This is a genomic window from Kerstersia gyiorum (genome assembly GCF_004216755.1).
Classification (GTDB): Bacteria; Pseudomonadota; Gammaproteobacteria; order Burkholderiales; family Burkholderiaceae_B; genus Kerstersia; species Kerstersia gyiorum.
The window spans coordinates 842014-858895 of the sequence record NZ_SGWZ01000001.1; the positions used below are offsets into that span (position 1 = coordinate 842014).

Sequence of the window (16882 nt, forward strand, 5' to 3'; positions counted from 1 at the left end):
GAAAGCGGTCATGACGACATTGAATCAGACGCCCGGGAAAGCGTCGGGCATGCTCAGCACACCGGACCACGACCGTGGTTTGATCCATACGACAGCGCGGGTCGAGGCGCTGGAGCGCCCTACGCCAGGCGTGGTGCGCATCCGTGCGCGACTGGAAGAATCCCGGCTCAGTCCTGAGTGGCAATTGCCCAATGTCGCGATCCGGTTGAGGCTGGGCAGCGATTATGACGATGCGTCGCGAGTCTATACCTTGCGCACTTTCGCTGCGGATAGCGCCACGATGGTGTTTGACGTAGTGGTGCACGGCTACAGCAGTCCGATGATGCGCTGGGTGGCGGATTTGCAGCCTGGCAGTTGCTTCGCGCTCAGCGGCCCGCGGCCGCACTTCCTGATTCCGGCGGTGGATGGCCGTCCGGTCGCCTTGTTCCTGGATGCCACCGCCATTCCCGCGCTGTATGCGCTGTTGAGCCAGCGCCCGACGGGCTTGCACGGTGTGGGCTGGGTGGCTACGCCGGATGTCGCCGCCTTTGCCGAGCTGCCTGTCATTGCGGGACTGGACCTGCAACATGTGAATGAACAGGGGGTTGGCGCGGGGGGCGTGCTGGCTCGGCGTGCCCGTGAATTGCCAGACCCCGGACGCTATGTTGTGTGGGGAGCAGGCGAGCGTGACGAAATGCGGGCCATCCGCCAGCATTTCAGCGCGGCCGGTCTGAGCAAGAGCGAGATAGCCATTGCCGGGTACTGGACGCGTGGCGTCAGCAATACGGAACTGGACGAGCAGCGCCGGCGCAACTATGAAAAAATCGTGGCGGCGGGTGGCAGCCTGGCGGACGTGGATGATCTTGCCGTAGGGGCCTGAGGGCCGACTGCAAGCCGCAGGGCAGCCGTCGGGATTGTGCGCAGTGGGCCGGGTTCGGTAGCATGGCGGTTTTCGTGCGTAAGGGCTGCCGTGTTGCTGCCGTGATGCGGTGGCGCTCCGGGCGCGGGCCGCCAGGGTGGCGGGCAGGCCAGGGAACAGGACCATGAATGAAGTGACCGCCAGCAACGGGCTGGTGACTCGGTGCTTGATGCGCACCGAATTGCCGGCGCTCTGGACCATAGACCGCCGCGAACGGGTCGATGAGGTATATGCCGTGGTGGATGGGCAATTGACGCTGCGCCGCGAGTTTTACGATACGCGGGGTTGGCCGGAAGGCGAACCGGAAAGCCAGGCGCCGCTGCTATTGGCTTGCTTTGACCGTGGCGGGATATTCCGTGGCGTGTTCGATGGGGGGCGCCTGGTGGCCGCCAGCGTGCTCGATAGCGCACCAGTGGCGGATTGGCCGTCGCTGCGGCAGATGGCTTTTCTGCATGTCAGCCATGACAGGCGCGGGCTGGGGCTGGCCTCTATGCTGTATGACCGTTGTATGGAAGATGTCCATTCACTTGGCGGGTCAGGCCTGTATATCTCGGCAACCTCCACGCGCCGGACGGTGGATTTCTACCGTGCCAAGGGTGCTCGGCTGGCTGCTCGCCCGGACCGGCATCTGCATGGCCTGGAGCCGGACGATATTCATTTGATCCATGACCTGGCGGCCATGCCGCCACGGTCGTGAATTGACACGCTGCGCGGACGGTTGCCCATGAACCGGACTTTCGAGCTGGAAACCTTGCGCATGCAGCTGGCGCAGCCCGGCCAGCAGCGGCAGGCCCTGCATTTGCGCCTGCAGCGCGCTTTGCGCGCGCTGATCCTGGATGGCGCCCTGGCACCTGGGGTGAAGTTGCCGGCCACGCGGGTGCTGGCGGAGTCCCTGGGCGTGTCGCGCGAGACGGTGGAAAACGCCTATGTCCAGCTACAGCGTGATGGCTTCATTGCGCGACGCGGCGGTTCGGGAAGCTATGTGTCTGCAACGCTGGGTACCGAATTGCGTGGCGCGGCGCCGCGTCGGACGCGGCGGTCGGGGGCGTTGGCATCCGGTGCCGCAGGCGTGGCGGGGCTGAGCCGGCGGGGCCAGGACTTTCTGCAGGGCGGCGGCGTGCAGGATACGCGCGCCATCCAGGCGTTTGCCACGGGCTTGCCGGAAACGCGCAGTTTCCCGACCTCAACCTGGGAACGCCTGCAGCGCCAGGCCTTGCGTGAACATCGCGGCAGCCTCTTGCTGCATGGTGATCCGCAAGGTGAAGCGCCGCTGCGCGAAGCGATCGCGGCTTACCTGAACCTGGAGCGCGGAGCCAGGGTAACGCCGGCGCAGATCATCGTGCTGAGCAGCACGCGGCAGGCGCTTTACCTTTGCGCGCAGGTGCTGGCCGACGCGGGGCAGTCCATCCTGATGGAAGACCCGGGCTATTTTGGCGCCCGCCAGGCCTTTGTTGCCGCACAGACCCGGGTCGTTCCCATTGCGGTGGATGGGCAGGGGCTTCGGACAGACCTGCTGCACGCGGACAGCAGTGGCGCCAATGCCGTGTACGTGACGCCGTCTCACCAGTACCCGACTGGTGCCACCTTGCCACTGGAACGCCGGCTGGACCTGATCAATTGGGCGGCCGGTAATGGCAAGTGGATCATCGAGGATGACTACGACAGCGAATTCCATTACGACGGGCTGCCTACCGCCTGCGTGCAGGGGCTGGACCGCCATGACCGCACCTTGTATGTCGGTACGTTCAGCAAGACGCTGTACCCGGGATTGCGCATGGGCTACATGGCCGTGCCCGAGGCGCTGGTCGGCGCATTTGTGAATGCGCGCAGCATCATGGACGGCCATACGCCGCAAATCCTGCAGCTGACGCTGGCGCGTTTCATGGAAGATGGTTACTACAACACGCATGTGCGGGCCATGCGCAAGCTCTATGCGGCACGGCGGGAAGTCATGCTGGAGGCCATAGGCAGGCACCTGGGCGATGTGGCCGTGGCGGCGCGGCCAGCTGGCGGCCTGCAGGTGCCCTGCTTCCTGTTGCCGGACTGGCAGGAGGCCGAGACTATCCGGCGCGCGGCCGAGGCCGGCATCCGCCTGCCCGGACTCAGCCGTCTGTACCGGGGACAGGCGCCGCGCGAAGGATGGTTGCTGGGCTATGCCGCGCTGACCGACAACGAAATCCGCGAGGCTATGGGAAGGCTGGCCGCAGCGCTGCGGCCTGTGCGGGGGTAGTCTGAGTCAGCCGGATGATCAATGGGTCGGGCTGGTCGCACGGGGGCGCAGCCGGCCGTGGATCAAGGCATGGGCGCCCAGCCCCGCCAGCAGTCCCCAGAAGGCGCCGCCCACGCCCAGCAGCGTGATGTTGGCGGCTGTCGCCAGGAAGGTAATCAGCGCGGTTTCGCGGGTCCGGGCATCAGACATGGCATGCGCGAGGCTGCCACCTATGGTTCCCAGCAGCGCCAGCCCTGCCAGCGTAGTGATGAACGCCTTGGGCAGAATCATGAAGAGCGTGGCCAGTGTTACGCCGAAGGTTCCGACCAGGATGTAGAACACTCCGCAGGCCAGGCCGGCGATATAGCGCTTGCGCGGGTCGGGATGGGCATCGGGGCCGGTACAGATGGCGGCGGTAATGGCGGCTACATTGAAGGCGTGGGCGCCGAAGGGAGCCATCAGCAGCGAACCCAGGCCGGTCACGCCGAGGATGGGATTGGCGCTGGTCTTGAAGCCGTCATTGCGCAGTACCAGCATGCCGGGCATATATTGTCCGGTCAACGTGATGGTGAACAGAGGCAGGGCCACGCCCAGCAGCGCATGCAGCGAAAACTGCGGGGTTTGGAAGACCGGCATGGCCAGGCTCAGGTGGATCGCAGAGAAATCCACGCGTTGTTGTGCGATCAGCATGGCCAGACCGACCAGCAGGATGCCCACGACCGCGAAGCGCGAGGTATAGCGCTTGAGTATGGCATAGGCGATGACCATGGTGATGACCAGCAGCGGGTCGGCGCTGGCGCCGCCAAAAGCATTCACACCGAATTGCAGCAGGATGCCGGCCAGCAGCCCGGCGGCGATGCCGGCGGGAATCATGCGGACCAGCTTTTCGAAAGCGCCTGAGAGGCCCAGCAACATGAAGCCCAGCGCCGACAACATGTAGGCGCCTATGACTTCGCCGTAAGGGGTGAAGGGCATGACGGTGGCCAGGAACGCGGCGCCGGGGGTAGACCAGGCCGTAATGATGGGTTCGCGGTAGCGCCAGCTGAGCAGAATGCCCGTGACGCCGACGCCGATGGACACGGCCCATACCCAGGATGCGGTCTGTGCGGGCGTAAGGCCGGCCAAGCCCGCGGCCTGGAACACCAGCACGAAGGTGCCGCCATAGTTCACGAGGACGGATACCAGGGCGGCGATGCAAAGCGGAAAGAAATCAGCAGTTCGGAGACTGGCGGACGGTGTATTCATGGGCGATACCCAAAGCAGTAGGAGATGTTGCAGAGGCGGTGGCAGGCGGCCTGCACGGTGGCGGCCAGGTGGCCGGCGGCAGGTTTGCTGCTGGCGGAACTCGCATTCTAGGAGGGCAATGGCCTGTATTTACGTACCACATCCAACTCAATTTTCAGTCCACTTTTCCCATCCTTGCCGCGCCGTTCAGGGTAAGGACTGTGGCGCCCGGGACGCCAGGCTCTGCTGCGCTCAGGCACGGCTGGCGGGCCGCGGCAGCGGAGAGGTGTTGCAAGGGCAGTGCGCAGGCATTTCCGTGCGCCCACGGCGCCGGAGTGGGCATATACTTAGTCGGATAAGGATGGATCAGCGTGGCGCAGGTATTTCTGGCGCCGGGTGCTGACTGCCCATGACGTATCCGTTCCGCCCCTGTTCAATTCCGCATGCCTTCGTTGCAACGGCTCAGGCCGCATTGCCGATCCGCCTGCAGATTTCCTGATGCGCCGCAACCATGAAACCGATCAATAAATCCCACAAGCTTGCTCACGTTCTCTACGACATCCGCGGCCCCATCATGGAACGAGCCCGGCAGATGGAAGACGAAGGGCAGAAGATCATCAAGCTGAATATCGGCAACCTGGCCGTGTTCGGTTTCGATGCCCCCGAAGAGGTGCAGCAGGACATGATCCGCAATCTGCCCAATTCGGCCGGCTATTCGGACAGCAAGGGGATTTTCGCCGCCCGCAAGGCGGTGATGCACTATACCCAGCAACAGGGCATCAAAGGCGTGACGCTGGAAGATGTCTACCTGGGCAATGGTGCATCGGACCTGATCGCGATGGCGACCAATGCCTTGCTCGACGATGGCGATGAATTGCTGTTGCCCGCGCCGGATTACCCGCTGTGGACGGCAGTGACCAGCCTGTCGGGCGGCACCCCCGTGCATTATCTCTGTGATGAAAGCAAGGGCTGGATTCCCGATCTGAACGATATCCGCAGCAAGATCACGCCGCGCACCAAGGGCATCGTCGTCATCAATCCGAACAACCCGACCGGCGTGCTGTACCCGGACTACGTGCTGCAAGCCATTGTCGAGCTGGCGCGCGAGCATGGCCTGGTAATCCTGGCGGATGAGGTCTATGACAAGGTACTGTATGACGACAACAAGCATACGGCGCTGGCCAGCCTGTCCACCGATGTCCTGACGCTGACCTTCAACTCCTTGTCCAAGAGCTACCGCGCCTGCGGTTATCGTGCCGGCTGGATGGTTGTTTCGGGCGACAAGCAGAACGCCCGCGATTACATCGAAGGGCTGAACATGTTGGCCAATATGCGGTTGTGCTCGAATGTGCCGGGACAGTGGGCCATCCAGACGGCGTTGGGCGGCTATCAGAGCATCAACGATCTGGTGTGCGAAGGCGGGCGCCTGCGCCGCCAGCGCGACCTGGCCTATGAAATGCTGACCGCGATTCCCGGCGTGAGCTGCGTCAAGCCACAGGCGGCACTGTATATGTTCCCGCGCCTGGACCCGGACATTTATCCGATCAAGGACGACAGGCAGTTCTTCCTGGAGCTGCTGGAAGCCACACGCGTCATGCTGGTTCAGGGCACGGGTTTCAACTGGCCGGCGCCGGATCACTTCCGCATGGTTTTCCTGCCGCATGAGCCGGACCTGAAGGAAGCCATTACTCGCATTGCGGATTTCCTGGGCAAGTATCGCGCCCGGGTGGCGCAGCAGAAAGTCCAGGCAACGGGAGGCGCAGTGGCACCGTCCGGCAAGAAAAAGGCCGCCGAAGTGGCGCCTGCAGTGACCGAAGCCAGCGCCTGAGCCGCCTGGCGCCAGGGCAGCATAGCGGCGGAAGCGGGTTGCCGCGCTGCCCTCAGCCTGTCGTGGCAGGGTTCAGCGTAGCGTGAGGAAATGCTGCCCGAACGCGTCCACGCTGGCCCAGTCGGTGAAGACGACGGGGGCTGACGCGGATGTCGGCCCTTGGGTCAGCCACATGATGAAGCGGATCATGGTCCGGTCCAGCGGGCCGTAGCTGGCGTAATCGAGACGGCCGGCGAATACGCCGGCCAGCGGTGGCTGCCAGCCGGAACGCTCGATGAACTTGCGCATATAGGGGCTGCCTTCCGGCGTATCCTTGCCCGGCTTGCGCGCGACCAGATTGACGGTGAAAAACGCAGCAGGCCGGCTTTCCAGCAGCGCGCGATGCTGCTCGATGAAACGGAATACGGGTGGGCGATGCTTGCCGTAGCGGATGCTGGCACCAATGAGCAGACGGTCGAAATTCTGGACGTGCGCAAACGCCGGGTCATCCGGCTGGTCCAGCGAAGCCAGCGTGACTTCATGCCCGGCCGCCTCCATGGCAGCCTGCAGGCGGGCACATATCGTGCGGGTATGACCGTCGACGGTCGAATAGAAAATGGCGATGCGTTCCATGGCGGCAATGTACTGCATCCGCCGCCATGCGTGGCCCCGCAGGGCTCAGATGACGCGATCGGTGCGCACGATTTCACGCAGGGCGCTGCTATCGAGCACATAGAGCGAGGCGCGCTGGCTGCGGATGAAACCCTGGCGTCGCCACTTGGCCAGTAGCCGGCTCAGTGTTTCGGGGCGCATGCCCAGTTTGGTGGCGATTTGCGCCCAGGACAGCGGCAGTTGGATGCGGGCGTCGTCGCTTTGCGGTTTGCCGAAACGCAGGATGTAATCCGCCAGGCGCTGTTCCGCGGTGCTGGACGTCAGCCAGTCGATCTGCTCCGTGTGGTGACGCAGGAGCCGGGCGCCGTGCTCGATGACGCTGAGTGCCAGCGCTGGTGCGGCAAGACAGGCTTTGCGCAGCGCGCCGGCTTCCAGCAGGCAGCCGTTGCCGGTGGTCACGGCACGGATGGTATGCCAGTGCAGGGGGGGCTGGGCAAACAGCGAGTGCAGGCCGATGAAGGCCCCGGGCGAGATGTGTCCGAAGATTTTTTCCTCGCCTTCCTGGGTATAGCGCAAGCCTTGCAACTGGCCTTCGAAGACCAGCATGCATGTGTTGCAGGGGTCGCCATGGCTGAAGATTTCCTGCCCGGGCTGGAAGTTCAGGTCGCGGCAATGGCTGGCCAGGGCCTTGAAAGTGTTCTCGTCCAGGGCGAGAAACCATGGATGCTGGCGCAATCGTGCCGCCATGGCGGGTGCCGCAGCCTGGCACTTGACAAACGTCATTTCAGAAATCGGGTCCGGTTGGTTAACATTAAAAGCACTGATTCTTATTTCTGATTTTACGACTGGAATCGCTCGCGGGTGGCATGGCCAGGTCATCAGCGCGGGGTTCTTTCCCAGGAAACACAGCAAACAGTTCCGGCAGCCAGATTGTCTGCCGGGCCGGACGCGCACGGGGTGATCCTTCGGCGTCCAGGCCCGGCCGCCGGCCTGGCGCGGCGGAGCCGTGCGCCCGGATTTTTTCAGTACTCACCGCATTCATCGACGATCATGATACAGACACCCTTGAAATCACCGCTGCGCGAGGCGCTGTGCGCCGCCATCGCGGCTGGCGCGGCAATTTACTGGCCTGCCGCGCAGGCGCAGGTCAGCACCTTGGAAGCCGTTACCGTGCAGGGCGACGCAGGCGATCCGAACTGGCAGAAGCTGCGTCGCAGCGAATCACGGGTACGTGCGATCGGCAGCGAACCGGAAACGGTGACGCTGGAAACGCTGCCGTCGCAGCATACCTCCGTGGTGACACGCGATGAACTGGATATGGTGAGCGCGATGAACACGCTGGACGTGCTTGAGCGCGTGCCTGGCGTCACGATTTCCAGGACCGGCAGCCTGGACGGCACCATTGTGCTGCGCGGCATGGACAGCAGCGGCTTCCGGGTCCCCATGTTCATCAATGGCGATCGTTTCCGCGGGCGGCCGGCCTTCCAGTTCATGATGGTGGAGCCGACGGAACTCGAACGGGTGGAAGTCATCCGTGGCCCGGCTTCCATCCGCTATGGCAGCGACGGCCTGTCGGGCATGGTGAACTTCGTGACGCGCAAACCCAAGGGGACGCTGGGCGATACCTTTACCTTCCAGGGCGGGCAGGCTGAAGCGACCTACCGTTCCAACGGCAACGGGCTGCAGGGCAGCGTCAGCCTGGAAGCGGCGGGCAACAATTTCGACTTCATGGCCTACGTGACGGGCCGGCGCGCGCAGGACTACAAGACGCCGGCGGGTGATATCGCCAACAGTCACTACAAGACGGCCGGCGGCGGGTTTGTCGCGGGCTACATGCCCAATGCGCGCGAGCGCTATGAGTTCGGTTACCGCTACGGCGAAATCCGCGATGGCACGTCCAATGCCAGCACGACGGAAACGGCCTGGAGCCGCCGTGATCCGCTCAGCATCCATCAGTTGCGGCTGGGCTACGAGGGCACTTATGACGACTGGCTGTTCAGCCGTATGGATGCCAGCCTGTACCTGAATTTCTTCGAGTCCAAATTGCCGGCTACCACGGTCAGCAACAACGGCAACACCATCCGCACCCAGACCAGCAACGTGCGCGGGCCGAATATTTTTGGTGGCCACATCACCTTCGAAACACCGAAGAATGCCTACGGCATGGATGCAGCCTTTGGCGTGGATTTCGCGCATGATCACTGGCTGGGCAACAAAACCCGGGTGCAGGTGACAGACGTGGCTGCAGGCACGACGACGGACACTGGCTATCAGCTGACGGGCCGCTCCATGACCCAGAGCAACGTCGGGATGTTCGTGCTGGGCAACTGGGAAGCGCGTCAGGGCTGGACCTTGAATGCCGGCGGCCGTTTCGATTACTACCGTTCCGACGTGGAGATCGCCTTCCTGGAAAACGAAGCGCTGCGCCCTTTGTTCGAAGATGCGAAGAACAGCAGTACGCACGCCTGGACCGGCAGTGTGGGAACCTCGTACTTTCTGACGGACGTGGTGGAATTGACCGCCAGCTACGGGTCGGGGTTCCGCATGCCCTGGCACTCGCAGATGTTCAGTTCGGGCTGGAACGCCAACACCGACACCTACACGATTCCGAATCCGGGCCTGAAACCTGAGTATTCCAATACCGGTGAAATCGGCCTGCGCCTGCATATGGCCAAGGCATTCGTGGATTTCGCCGCCTTCGATGCCCGCTATCGCAACTTCCTGGAGACAGTGCAGACCACCTACGAAGGTTCGCTGGCCAACCAGACCCGCAACGTGGGCAGGGCGCGTATCAAGGGTTTCGAACTGGCCGGCAAATGGCAGATCGACCCGCAGGTCAACCTGCATGGCAGCGTGGCCTACGTGCACGGCACCAACCGCCGTACGGACGTTCCGCTGGCTGGCCTGGCGCCCTGGAGCGGTTCAGCCGGCGTGCAGTACGTCGGCGCCAACGAGGCATGGGCGGTCACGGGTGAAGTGCAGTACGCCAAGGGCCAGAACCGCTGGAATCCGGCCAGCGAATACCGCACGGCAGGCTACGCGCTGGTCAATCTGTACGCACAGCTGCAGCTGGACCGTCTGGGGCTCAGCCCGGCGCGCAATACCCAGCTGGTGTTCGGCATCACCAACCTGTTCGACAAGGAATACCGTTCGGCCAGTACCAGCTCTGTCGTGAGCCGGCCGATGTCTGCACTCAATCCGCTGGTGTCGCCGGGCCGCAGTTTCAACCTCACGCTGCGTACCAGCTTCTGATCGCGATGAACGTCATCATGCCAGGCATCCTTCCGTGTGCGAGTCGTGCCAAGATCGGCCGGCAGGTGCTGGCCTGGCTGGCGCTGGCCCTGCTGCCCCTGCCGCCGGTCCTGGCCGGCACCGGGGCGGGGCCTGGCCAGGCAGGCATCGACCTGCAGGATATGCTGGGCCAGCCGGTGGCGTTGGCGGGGCCGGTGCAGCGTGCCGTTACCCTGCCCATGCCTGCGGGGTCCATGTTTCTGTCGCTGGCGGGTGACGCTCGCCGGTTGGCCGGCATGCATCCAGATGCGCATGCGTTCATGCAGCAAGGCCTGCTGGCACGGATATTCCCGGATAGCGGCCGGATTCGCGCAGATGTGACGCGTTCAGGTTTCGTGCCGAATGTAGAAACCCTGCTGCAGATTGAACCCGATCTGGTCTGGCAATGGGGCCATATGGGCGACGACCTGATTGCCCCATTGCGCAATGCCGGCTTGCCGGTGGCTGCGCTGTTGTATGGCGACGAAGCCCGCACGCGGGAATGGATCCGATTGATGGGGCAGGCGCTGGGCCAGGAGGATCGTGCCGCCGCGCAACTGGCCTGGCGCGCGGCGGTCGAACACGGCATCCGTGCCGTGACTGCCGCCATCGCACCGGCGCAGCGGCCGCGCGTCATGATGTTTTCGCGCTATGCACCGCAGTATGCGGTGGGCGGCGGCAGTGGCAATTTTCAGTTCGATGTCGAACTGGCCGGCGGCCGCAATGTCGCAGCCGGTATCGGCAATGCCAACATCGTCAACGTGGAGCAGATTCTGGCATGGAACCCGGAGGTCATTCTGCTCAACAATTTCGAACCGGGGCTGACGCCCGATACCATTTATGCCGATCCCATGCTGGCCGAACTAGAGGCGGTACGGCAGCGACGGGTCTACAAGATACCGGCGGCGGGATACCGCTGGGACCCGCCCAGCCAGGAGTCGCCGCTGTACTGGCAATGGCTCAGCCTGATCCTGCAGCCGGCGCATTTCGACTGGCCCTTGCGCGCGAATATCCGCACTCAGTTGCAGCAGTTGTATGGCTATGACGCGACGGAGGACGATCTCGATGCCGTGTTGCATCTGGCGGAGAACCGCGGTTCGCAGGGCTATGAAAGGTTCTCAAGATGAAGCATGAAAGAGCGTCAGGTGTTGCTGGCCTGTGGGCCTGGCTGCTGCTGTCCGGCCTGTTGCTGGCCATGGTGATGCTGGCGCTGGCAACCGGCCGCTATGCGCTGTCGCTGGACCAGATTGCGACCATGCTGGCCGAGCCGGTCCTGCCGGAAAAATGGTTGCCGCTGTTGCCGGACATTACCGATATGCAGCGCCGCGTCCTGTGGCAGGTGCGCCTGCCACGCATCCTGATGGCGGTGCTGGTCGGGGGCAGCCTGGCATTGTGCGGCGCGGCCCTGCAGGGGGCTTTCCGCAACCCGCTGGTCGGGCCGCAGGTGCTGGGTATTTCTTCGGGGGCGGCGCTGGGCGGCTGCCTGGCGATACTCCTGTTCACGTCTTTGCCGCTCATCATGGGGGGCGCATTTGCCGGAGGGCTGCTGGCGGTTGCGGCGGTCTACTACATGGGGCGTTCGCAGGGGCGCACGACGATGCTGATGCTGGTGCTGTCCGGTGTGGTCTGCAGCGCGTTCTTCGCTGCGCTGATCTCGCTGGCGACTTACTTCGCCGATCCCAACGATTCCCTGCCGGCCATTGTGTTCTGGCTGATGGGCAGTTTCGCCACGGCATCCTACTTCAAGCTTGGCGTCATTCTGCTGCCGGTGCTGGCAGGCAGCCTGCTGCTGTATGCCTTGCGTTTTCGCATCAATGTCCTGTCGCTGGGCGACGAGCAGGCCAGTGCGCAGGGGGTGGCGGTGGAACCCTTGCGCTGGGGCCTGCTGGCCTGTGTCACCTTGGTGGTGTCGGCCAGCGTCGCGGTGTCCGGAACAGTGGGCTGGGTCGGTCTGGTGGTGCCGCATTTCGCGCGCATGCTGGTCGGCCCGGATCATCGGGTACTGCTGCCGGCATCCGCGCTGGTCGGCGCCGTCTATATGGTGGCCGTGGATACCCTGGCACGCAGCATCAGCAGCGCGGAAATTCCGCTGGGCGTGATGACGGCCTTGATCGGTGCACCGGTATTTGCATGGCTGCTGCGCCGCACGCACGCACGAGGATGGCGTCATGATTGAAGTCCGAGATCTCGATGTCAGGGCAGGCGGCAACGGCCGCTGCCTGTTGAGCGGCCTAAGCCTGGACGTTGCGGCCGGGCAGGTAATGGCGGTGCTGGGCCCCAACGGGCGCGGCAAGACCACTTTGCTGCGCACGTTGCTCGGGCTGTTGCCTGCGGCTGTGGGCAAGGTGCGCCTGGGCGGCCATGCCGCCTACGTTCCCCAGCAGGGTGAATCCACGTTCCCCTATCCGGTGCTCAGCATGGTGGCCATGGGGCGGGCGCGTCATCTGCGCTGGTGGCAGTCGCCGGGCCGGGAAGATATGAGCGTGGCACAGGCCTGCCTGGAAGCCGTGGGGCTGGGCGGGCTGGCAGGGCGCAGCTTCCATGAGCTGAGCGGCGGGCAGAAGCAGCTGGTGCACATTGCGCGCGCGATGGCGAGCGCCAGCCCTATCGTCGTGCTCGACGAACCCATGGCGGCGCTGGACCTGCGCAATCAGGACCTGGTGCTGGGCATCCTGGCGCGGCTGGCGCGCGAGCAGCGCTTGTGCATTGTTTTTTCCACCCACAGCCCACAGCATGCCCTGCATATCGCCGACCAGACCTTGCTGCTTTATCCGGACGCCTGCGAGGCCGGGCCGACGCAACAGGTGTGCGAGGCCGAGCGGCTGGGGCGTGTCTACCAGATGCCGGTGGCGCTGGGCGAGGCGCAGGATGCCTCGGGGCGTCCGGTACGGGGAGTGATCCCCTTGTTCCAGGGAGCATGAACATGAAACGCGTGGCTTATCTCAACAGCCGGCAGGGCAGCGGGCCGGAAGCGCTGACCGGAGGGGACGCTCCGCAGGCGGCCAATGTCTATCTGTATGACCTCGAAGTGGAGCCGGACCGGCAACTGGCGGACTGGGATGCGCTGTTGTTGCCCGCCCATGCCGACCAGCGTTTCCTGGCGACCCTGCGGCGGCCCCTGGAACGATGGTTGCTGGCAGGCGGCACGATGGTCATCAACGGCCATATCGGCCATCCGTTCCTGCGCTGGTTGCAGCCTTTCGAAGTTCAGCCCTGTCCCGGGCTGGCCGGTTTGCAGGTGCATCGCCACGCCATGCATCCGGTTTTCGAGGGTGTCGAGGCCGAGCATCTGACCTACCGCCGTGGCGTGGCCGGCTTCTATGCCCGGGGGGCCAATCCGCCGCCGCCGGATGCTCGGGTGATCAATACCCTGGGGCCGGATCACCAGCCCATAGACTGGTTGCTGCAACTGCCTGGCGGCGGGAGGCTGCTGGTGCATTCGGGCAATGACCTCTGGATGTATGCCCATGGGCAGGATTCGGCAGCGCGTATCGTGCCGCAGCTGTTCGCCTGGCTGAATCAAGGAGACGCTGCATGAGCGCGCCTGTCATTGCGGCACTGGATGCCGGCACCTACTACCACCACCGCACGTTCCAGACGCCCGGCTTGGCCGCTTGCCTGGATTACACCGTATATGTCCGTGAACTGGACGCCGCAGCGCTGGCGGGTTGCGACACTTTTATCGTTTCCTGCGCATCGCCGGTTGACCAGCTGGTGAGCCGGCGCAGCCTGTTCCGGGATTTCCTGCAGCAGGGGCGCACACTGGTGGTGATGGGAGGCAACGGCGCGGAGCAATGGCTCGATGGCGTGCGGCACGTGCCCAGCCCGGTCAATTTCTGGTGGTGGAAAGAGCCTGGGGCTGACTCCGGACTGCGCCTGGTGGCGCCGGAACATGATCTTTTCCAGTGCCTCACCCTGGCCGATGCCACCTGGCACCAGCATGGCGCCTATGAGCCGCCGCCAGGGGTTCGGTCACTCATAGACAAGGTGGGTGCGGGGTCAGTGCTGTATGACGACCGGCAGTCTACGCCTGGCCGCCTGATCCTGACATCGCTGGACCCGATGTACCACCACGGCAGCCATTTCATGCCGGCGACCACGCGCTTTCTGCATGCTTTCCTGCCCTGGCTCAAGCGCCAGCAGCCTGCCGGGCGCATCTGAATTTCCCTGTGGATTGTTTGCCCTGTCGGGCCCGGGCAGACCGTTGGCGCGTTGATTCGCAGCCTGGACCGCCTTGCGTCCGACGCTGGGCGGCAGCAGTCTGACGCCGGCGTTGTGCCTACTGCCATTCGTAATTTTCCCTCGTTTCCCTTCTCTGTTTTTTTCTGGATTTTCCATGCAGACCACTTCTCCGTTTTCCGATACTTTTCCCTGCCGCCACACCGTACAGGTGCAAGGCGAAGAAGGCGTCATCAACATTCCATTTGATGCGGTCGCTGCCTATCACGGCCATGGTGCGTTGGCGATGCTGGCAGTGACCTACATGGGCATGCATGGCGCGCTGGCACGGCTGCCGGGCGACCTGCCTCGGCGCAATGAACTGAGCGTGCTGAGCGGCCATCCCGGCCCTGGCGTGCGGGATGCTTTCGAGTTCATCACGCGTGCCGCGACGCGCGGCTGTTATCAGGTCGATACTGCCTTGCCCTGGGCACGTTACAGCCAGGATGGTTCGCGTTCCTACAGTTTCGTGTTGACCTGCCGCGAGCAGTCGGTACGCGCCGTTCTCCGCGCTGGCGTGCTGCCGCCGGCCTTCTTCCAACTGCTGTCCTCACGGCGCCAGGAGGATGCCGAGCCATTTCGCCTGTTGCGCCGGCAACTGGCACACCAAATGCTGGATGCCGAGCCTGAGGCGCTGTTCGACTACACCGTCTCTGACGTGGAGGTGCCGCTGCCAGCTTGATGGGGCCTTGTTTTCGCCTGATCCGACAGGCTCGGACACGCCGGACGCGTTTGCAGGAATATGCTGGGTTTTGTTTCATATGGTTTCATGTTGGTCAAAAGCTGATATACCCGTTGAACCATAATGAAGCTGCTTTGGCGGCTAGGCGGCTGCCAGGCGCATCATGTTTTTTCGCTTTCGCCCACAGCGGTGGAAGGTTGCCATGCCGTATCGAACGGGTGCCCAGGCGCCCGTTCCCGCATCAATGTTCGTCCTTCGCCATTGCGCCCGCAGGCCGGCCGCAAAGGTGAAGTCAACCGCATGTTCCGAGGACCTGCGGCAGCGTTCCATGCCTACTATCCGGTGAGTCGACCATGACTGATGTGAAAAAGACAGGTGTTTCGGCCAAGCAGCTTTCCTTGCTGGGCTTCTTCTCCATCACCGCCTCCATGGTGATGGCTCCGTATGAATATCCAACCTTCGCGACTTCCGGCTTCAGCCTGGTATTTTTCCTGGTGCTGGGTGGCTTGCTGTGGTTCATTCCGGTCGGGCTGTGTTCGGCCGAAATGGCGACAGTCAAGGGCTGGGAAGAGGGCGGGGTCTTCACCTGGGTTTCCAACACCCTGGGTGAGAAATGGGGCTTTGCGGCAATCGTGTTCGGCTATTTGCAGATAGCGGTCGGCTTTGTGACGATGCTGTATTTCGTCCTGGGCGCCCTGTCATATATTCTGGCCTGGCCGGCCCTGAACCAGGACCCGGTAACCAAGACCATCGGTGCGCTGGTGATCCTTTGGGTATTGGCCATCACGCAGTTTGGCGGCACCAAGTACACGGCGACCATCGCCAAGGTGGGTTTCTTTGGTGGGATATTGCTGCCGGTATTCATCCTGGTGTGCCTGGCGATCAGCTACCTGATGAGTGGCGCGCCACTGCAGATCGAGTTCACCGCCAAGACCTTCTTTCCCGACCTGACCAAGATCGGAACGCTGGTGGTGTTCGTCGCCTTCATCCTGAGCTACATGGGCGTCGAGGCTTCCGCCACGCACGTCAATGAAATGGCCAATCCCGGCCGTGACTACCCGCTGGCCATCTTCGTCCTGATGATCGCGGCCATCCTGTTGAGCTCTATCGGTGGCCTTGCCGTGGCGGCCGTGATCCCGCTGGACAAGATCAATCTGTCGGCTGGCGTGGTCCAGACGTTCGAGGTTCTGATCCTGCACCATGGCCCGAACCTGGAGTGGGCGGTGCGCGGGGTGTCCGCCTTGCTGGTGCTGGGTGTGCTGGCGGAAATTGCTTCCTGGATCGTTGGGCCGTCGCGTGGCCTGTTCGTTGCGGCGCAACGAGGCATCCTGCCGTCTGTGCTGGCCAAGGTGAACAAGAACCAGGTGCCGGTCAATCTGGTGATTGCGCAGCTGTTGATCTCCACGGTGGCGGTGATCGTGCTGACCAACGTCGGCGGTGGCAACAACATGTCCTTCCTGGTGGCAATGGCCTTGACGGTGGTGATCTACCTCAGCAGCTATTTCATGCTGTTCCTTGCCTATATCCACCTGGTGCGCAAGCAGGAAGACCTGCCACGTGGCTTCTCCATTCCGGGCAGCAAGGGCTTGAAGCTGGCCATTGCCGTTGTCGGTTTCCTGGTGTCGGCCTTTGCCTTCGTGATCTCCTTCGTGCCGCCCAGCACGCTGCCGACGGCAGAAGATGGCCGGGTCTACGTCTGGCTGCTCGCGGTCAGCTTCATCGTGGTGTTCCTGGTTCCCTTCATCATCTACGCCCTGCATGACAAGCGCGGCAAGAAGCTCAATGTGAGACTGGTGCCGGTCACGACCGAGAACGCGCCGTCCGGGCACTTCTTCATTCGCCCGCGCGCTCGCGCTACCCACCATCTGGTCGTGGACAATACGCAGCATAGCGATCCGAAGGCTTGACCGGTGGGGGTCCGAGCGGTCTCAACCGCACGGAAATGAACGCAGCCACTGCTTC

General features: G+C 63.5%; 15 protein-coding genes. 12 read left to right on the forward strand and 3 right to left on the reverse strand.

Annotated elements, in window-relative coordinates; translation table 11 throughout:
* Positions 1–10 precede the first annotated feature (10 nt).
* The 3 genes from EV679_RS03765 to pdxR all read left to right on the forward strand — a co-directional run bounded on the left by EV679_RS03765 (position 11) and on the right by pdxR (position 3128).
* Entirely contained in the window at positions 11–859 is an 849-nt protein-coding gene (locus tag EV679_RS03765) for a siderophore-interacting protein (protein ID WP_130486535.1), read from the forward strand.
* A gap of 163 nt (positions 860–1022) precedes the next feature.
* Positions 1023–1595, forward strand: a complete 573-nt coding sequence (locus EV679_RS03770) for a GNAT family N-acetyltransferase (protein ID WP_068367171.1) — start codon at positions 1023–1025, stop codon at positions 1593–1595.
* Positions 1596–1622: 27 nt separating this feature from the next.
* Positions 1623–3128, forward strand: coding sequence for a MocR-like pyridoxine biosynthesis transcription factor PdxR (pdxR, locus tag EV679_RS03775; protein WP_068367170.1), 1506 nt, complete (start codon positions 1623–1625; stop codon positions 3126–3128).
* An 18-nt stretch (positions 3129–3146) separates the two neighbouring features.
* Here the strand turns inward: pdxR and EV679_RS03780 are convergent, their stop codons facing one another.
* Positions 3147–4352, reverse strand: coding sequence for a benzoate/H(+) symporter BenE family transporter (locus EV679_RS03780; RefSeq protein ID WP_068367166.1), 1206 nt, complete (start codon positions 4350–4352; stop codon positions 3147–3149).
* Between the two features lie 490 nt (positions 4353–4842).
* Between EV679_RS03780 and EV679_RS03785 the strand changes: the two genes are divergently transcribed.
* A complete protein-coding gene (locus EV679_RS03785; RefSeq protein ID WP_068367164.1) occupies positions 4843–6159 on the forward strand; it encodes a pyridoxal phosphate-dependent aminotransferase in 1317 nt (438 codons plus the stop codon).
* A gap of 72 nt (positions 6160–6231) precedes the next feature.
* Here the strand turns inward: EV679_RS03785 and hemG are convergent, their stop codons facing one another.
* Positions 6232–6789 carry a menaquinone-dependent protoporphyrinogen IX dehydrogenase gene (gene hemG / locus EV679_RS03790; protein ID WP_238591286.1) on the reverse strand — a complete coding sequence of 186 codons (558 nt, stop codon included), beginning with the start codon at positions 6787–6789 and terminating at the stop codon, positions 6232–6234.
* A gap of 27 nt (positions 6790–6816) precedes the next feature.
* Complete coding sequence (locus tag EV679_RS03795; RefSeq protein ID WP_068367162.1) at positions 6817–7533, reverse strand: Crp/Fnr family transcriptional regulator; 717 nt, start codon at positions 7531–7533, stop codon at positions 6817–6819.
* 267 nt (positions 7534–7800) lie between these two features.
* Here EV679_RS03795 and EV679_RS03800 point away from each other — a divergent pair, with 267 nt between their 5' ends.
* From EV679_RS03800 to gadC, 8 genes are all read left to right on the forward strand, one after another.
* Positions 7801–10002 carry a TonB-dependent receptor gene (locus EV679_RS03800; RefSeq protein WP_130486536.1) on the forward strand — a complete coding sequence of 734 codons (2202 nt, stop codon included), beginning with the start codon at positions 7801–7803 and terminating at the stop codon, positions 10000–10002.
* A gap of 17 nt (positions 10003–10019) precedes the next feature.
* On the forward strand, positions 10020–11147 hold the full coding sequence (locus EV679_RS03805; RefSeq protein WP_127775154.1) for an ABC transporter substrate-binding protein: 1128 nt from the start codon (positions 10020–10022) through the stop codon (positions 11145–11147).
* A complete protein-coding gene (locus tag EV679_RS03810; protein WP_165389946.1) occupies positions 11144–12196 on the forward strand; it encodes a FecCD family ABC transporter permease in 1053 nt (350 codons plus the stop codon). Before EV679_RS03805 ends, EV679_RS03810 begins: the two co-directional genes overlap by 4 nt.
* A complete protein-coding gene (locus EV679_RS03815) occupies positions 12189–12941 on the forward strand; it encodes an ABC transporter ATP-binding protein (protein ID WP_130486537.1) in 753 nt (250 codons plus the stop codon). The genes EV679_RS03810 and EV679_RS03815 overlap by 8 nt, the downstream gene beginning before the upstream one ends.
* A 2-nt stretch (positions 12942–12943) precedes the next feature.
* Positions 12944–13558 (forward strand): hypothetical protein, encoded by a 615-nt coding sequence (locus EV679_RS03820; RefSeq protein ID WP_130486538.1) that lies wholly within the window; start codon positions 12944–12946, stop codon positions 13556–13558.
* Complete coding sequence (locus tag EV679_RS03825; protein WP_068367149.1) at positions 13555–14181, forward strand: hypothetical protein; 627 nt, start codon at positions 13555–13557, stop codon at positions 14179–14181. The genes EV679_RS03820 and EV679_RS03825 overlap by 4 nt, the downstream gene beginning before the upstream one ends.
* A gap of 175 nt (positions 14182–14356) precedes the next feature.
* Positions 14357–14920 (forward strand): hypothetical protein, encoded by a 564-nt coding sequence (locus EV679_RS03830; RefSeq protein ID WP_130486539.1) that lies wholly within the window; start codon positions 14357–14359, stop codon positions 14918–14920.
* A 353-nt stretch (positions 14921–15273) separates the two neighbouring features.
* On the forward strand, positions 15274–16827 hold the full coding sequence (gene gadC / locus EV679_RS03835; RefSeq protein WP_130486540.1) for a glutamate/gamma-aminobutyrate antiporter: 1554 nt from the start codon (positions 15274–15276) through the stop codon (positions 16825–16827).
* Positions 16828–16882: the final 55 nt, after the last annotated feature.

Coding starts and splice junctions, on each gene's coding strand:
- hemG (WP_238591286.1), bottom strand. CDS start 6,789: ATGCAGTACATTGCCGCCATGGAACGCATCGCCATTTTCTATTCGACC.
- EV679_RS03780 (WP_068367166.1), bottom strand. CDS start 4,352: ATGAATACACCGTCCGCCAGTCTCCGAACTGCTGATTTCTTTCCGCTT.
- EV679_RS03770 (WP_068367171.1), top strand. CDS start 1,023: ATGAATGAAGTGACCGCCAGCAACGGGCTGGTGACTCGGTGCTTGATG.
- EV679_RS03785 (WP_068367164.1), top strand. CDS start 4,843: ATGAAACCGATCAATAAATCCCACAAGCTTGCTCACGTTCTCTACGAC.
- EV679_RS03765 (WP_130486535.1), top strand. CDS start 11: ATGACGACATTGAATCAGACGCCCGGGAAAGCGTCGGGCATGCTCAGC.
- gadC (WP_130486540.1), top strand. CDS start 15,274: ATGACTGATGTGAAAAAGACAGGTGTTTCGGCCAAGCAGCTTTCCTTG.
- pdxR (WP_068367170.1), top strand. CDS start 1,623: ATGAACCGGACTTTCGAGCTGGAAACCTTGCGCATGCAGCTGGCGCAG.
- EV679_RS03800 (WP_130486536.1), top strand. CDS start 7,801: ATGATACAGACACCCTTGAAATCACCGCTGCGCGAGGCGCTGTGCGCC.
- EV679_RS03830 (WP_130486539.1), top strand. CDS start 14,357: ATGCAGACCACTTCTCCGTTTTCCGATACTTTTCCCTGCCGCCACACC.
- EV679_RS03820 (WP_130486538.1), top strand. CDS start 12,944: ATGAAACGCGTGGCTTATCTCAACAGCCGGCAGGGCAGCGGGCCGGAA.
- EV679_RS03815 (WP_130486537.1), top strand. CDS start 12,189: ATGATTGAAGTCCGAGATCTCGATGTCAGGGCAGGCGGCAACGGCCGC.
- EV679_RS03805 (WP_127775154.1), top strand. CDS start 10,020: ATGCCAGGCATCCTTCCGTGTGCGAGTCGTGCCAAGATCGGCCGGCAG.
- EV679_RS03795 (WP_068367162.1), bottom strand. CDS start 7,533: ATGACGTTTGTCAAGTGCCAGGCTGCGGCACCCGCCATGGCGGCACGA.
- EV679_RS03810 (WP_165389946.1), top strand. CDS start 11,144: ATGAAGCATGAAAGAGCGTCAGGTGTTGCTGGCCTGTGGGCCTGGCTG.
- EV679_RS03825 (WP_068367149.1), top strand. CDS start 13,555: ATGAGCGCGCCTGTCATTGCGGCACTGGATGCCGGCACCTACTACCAC.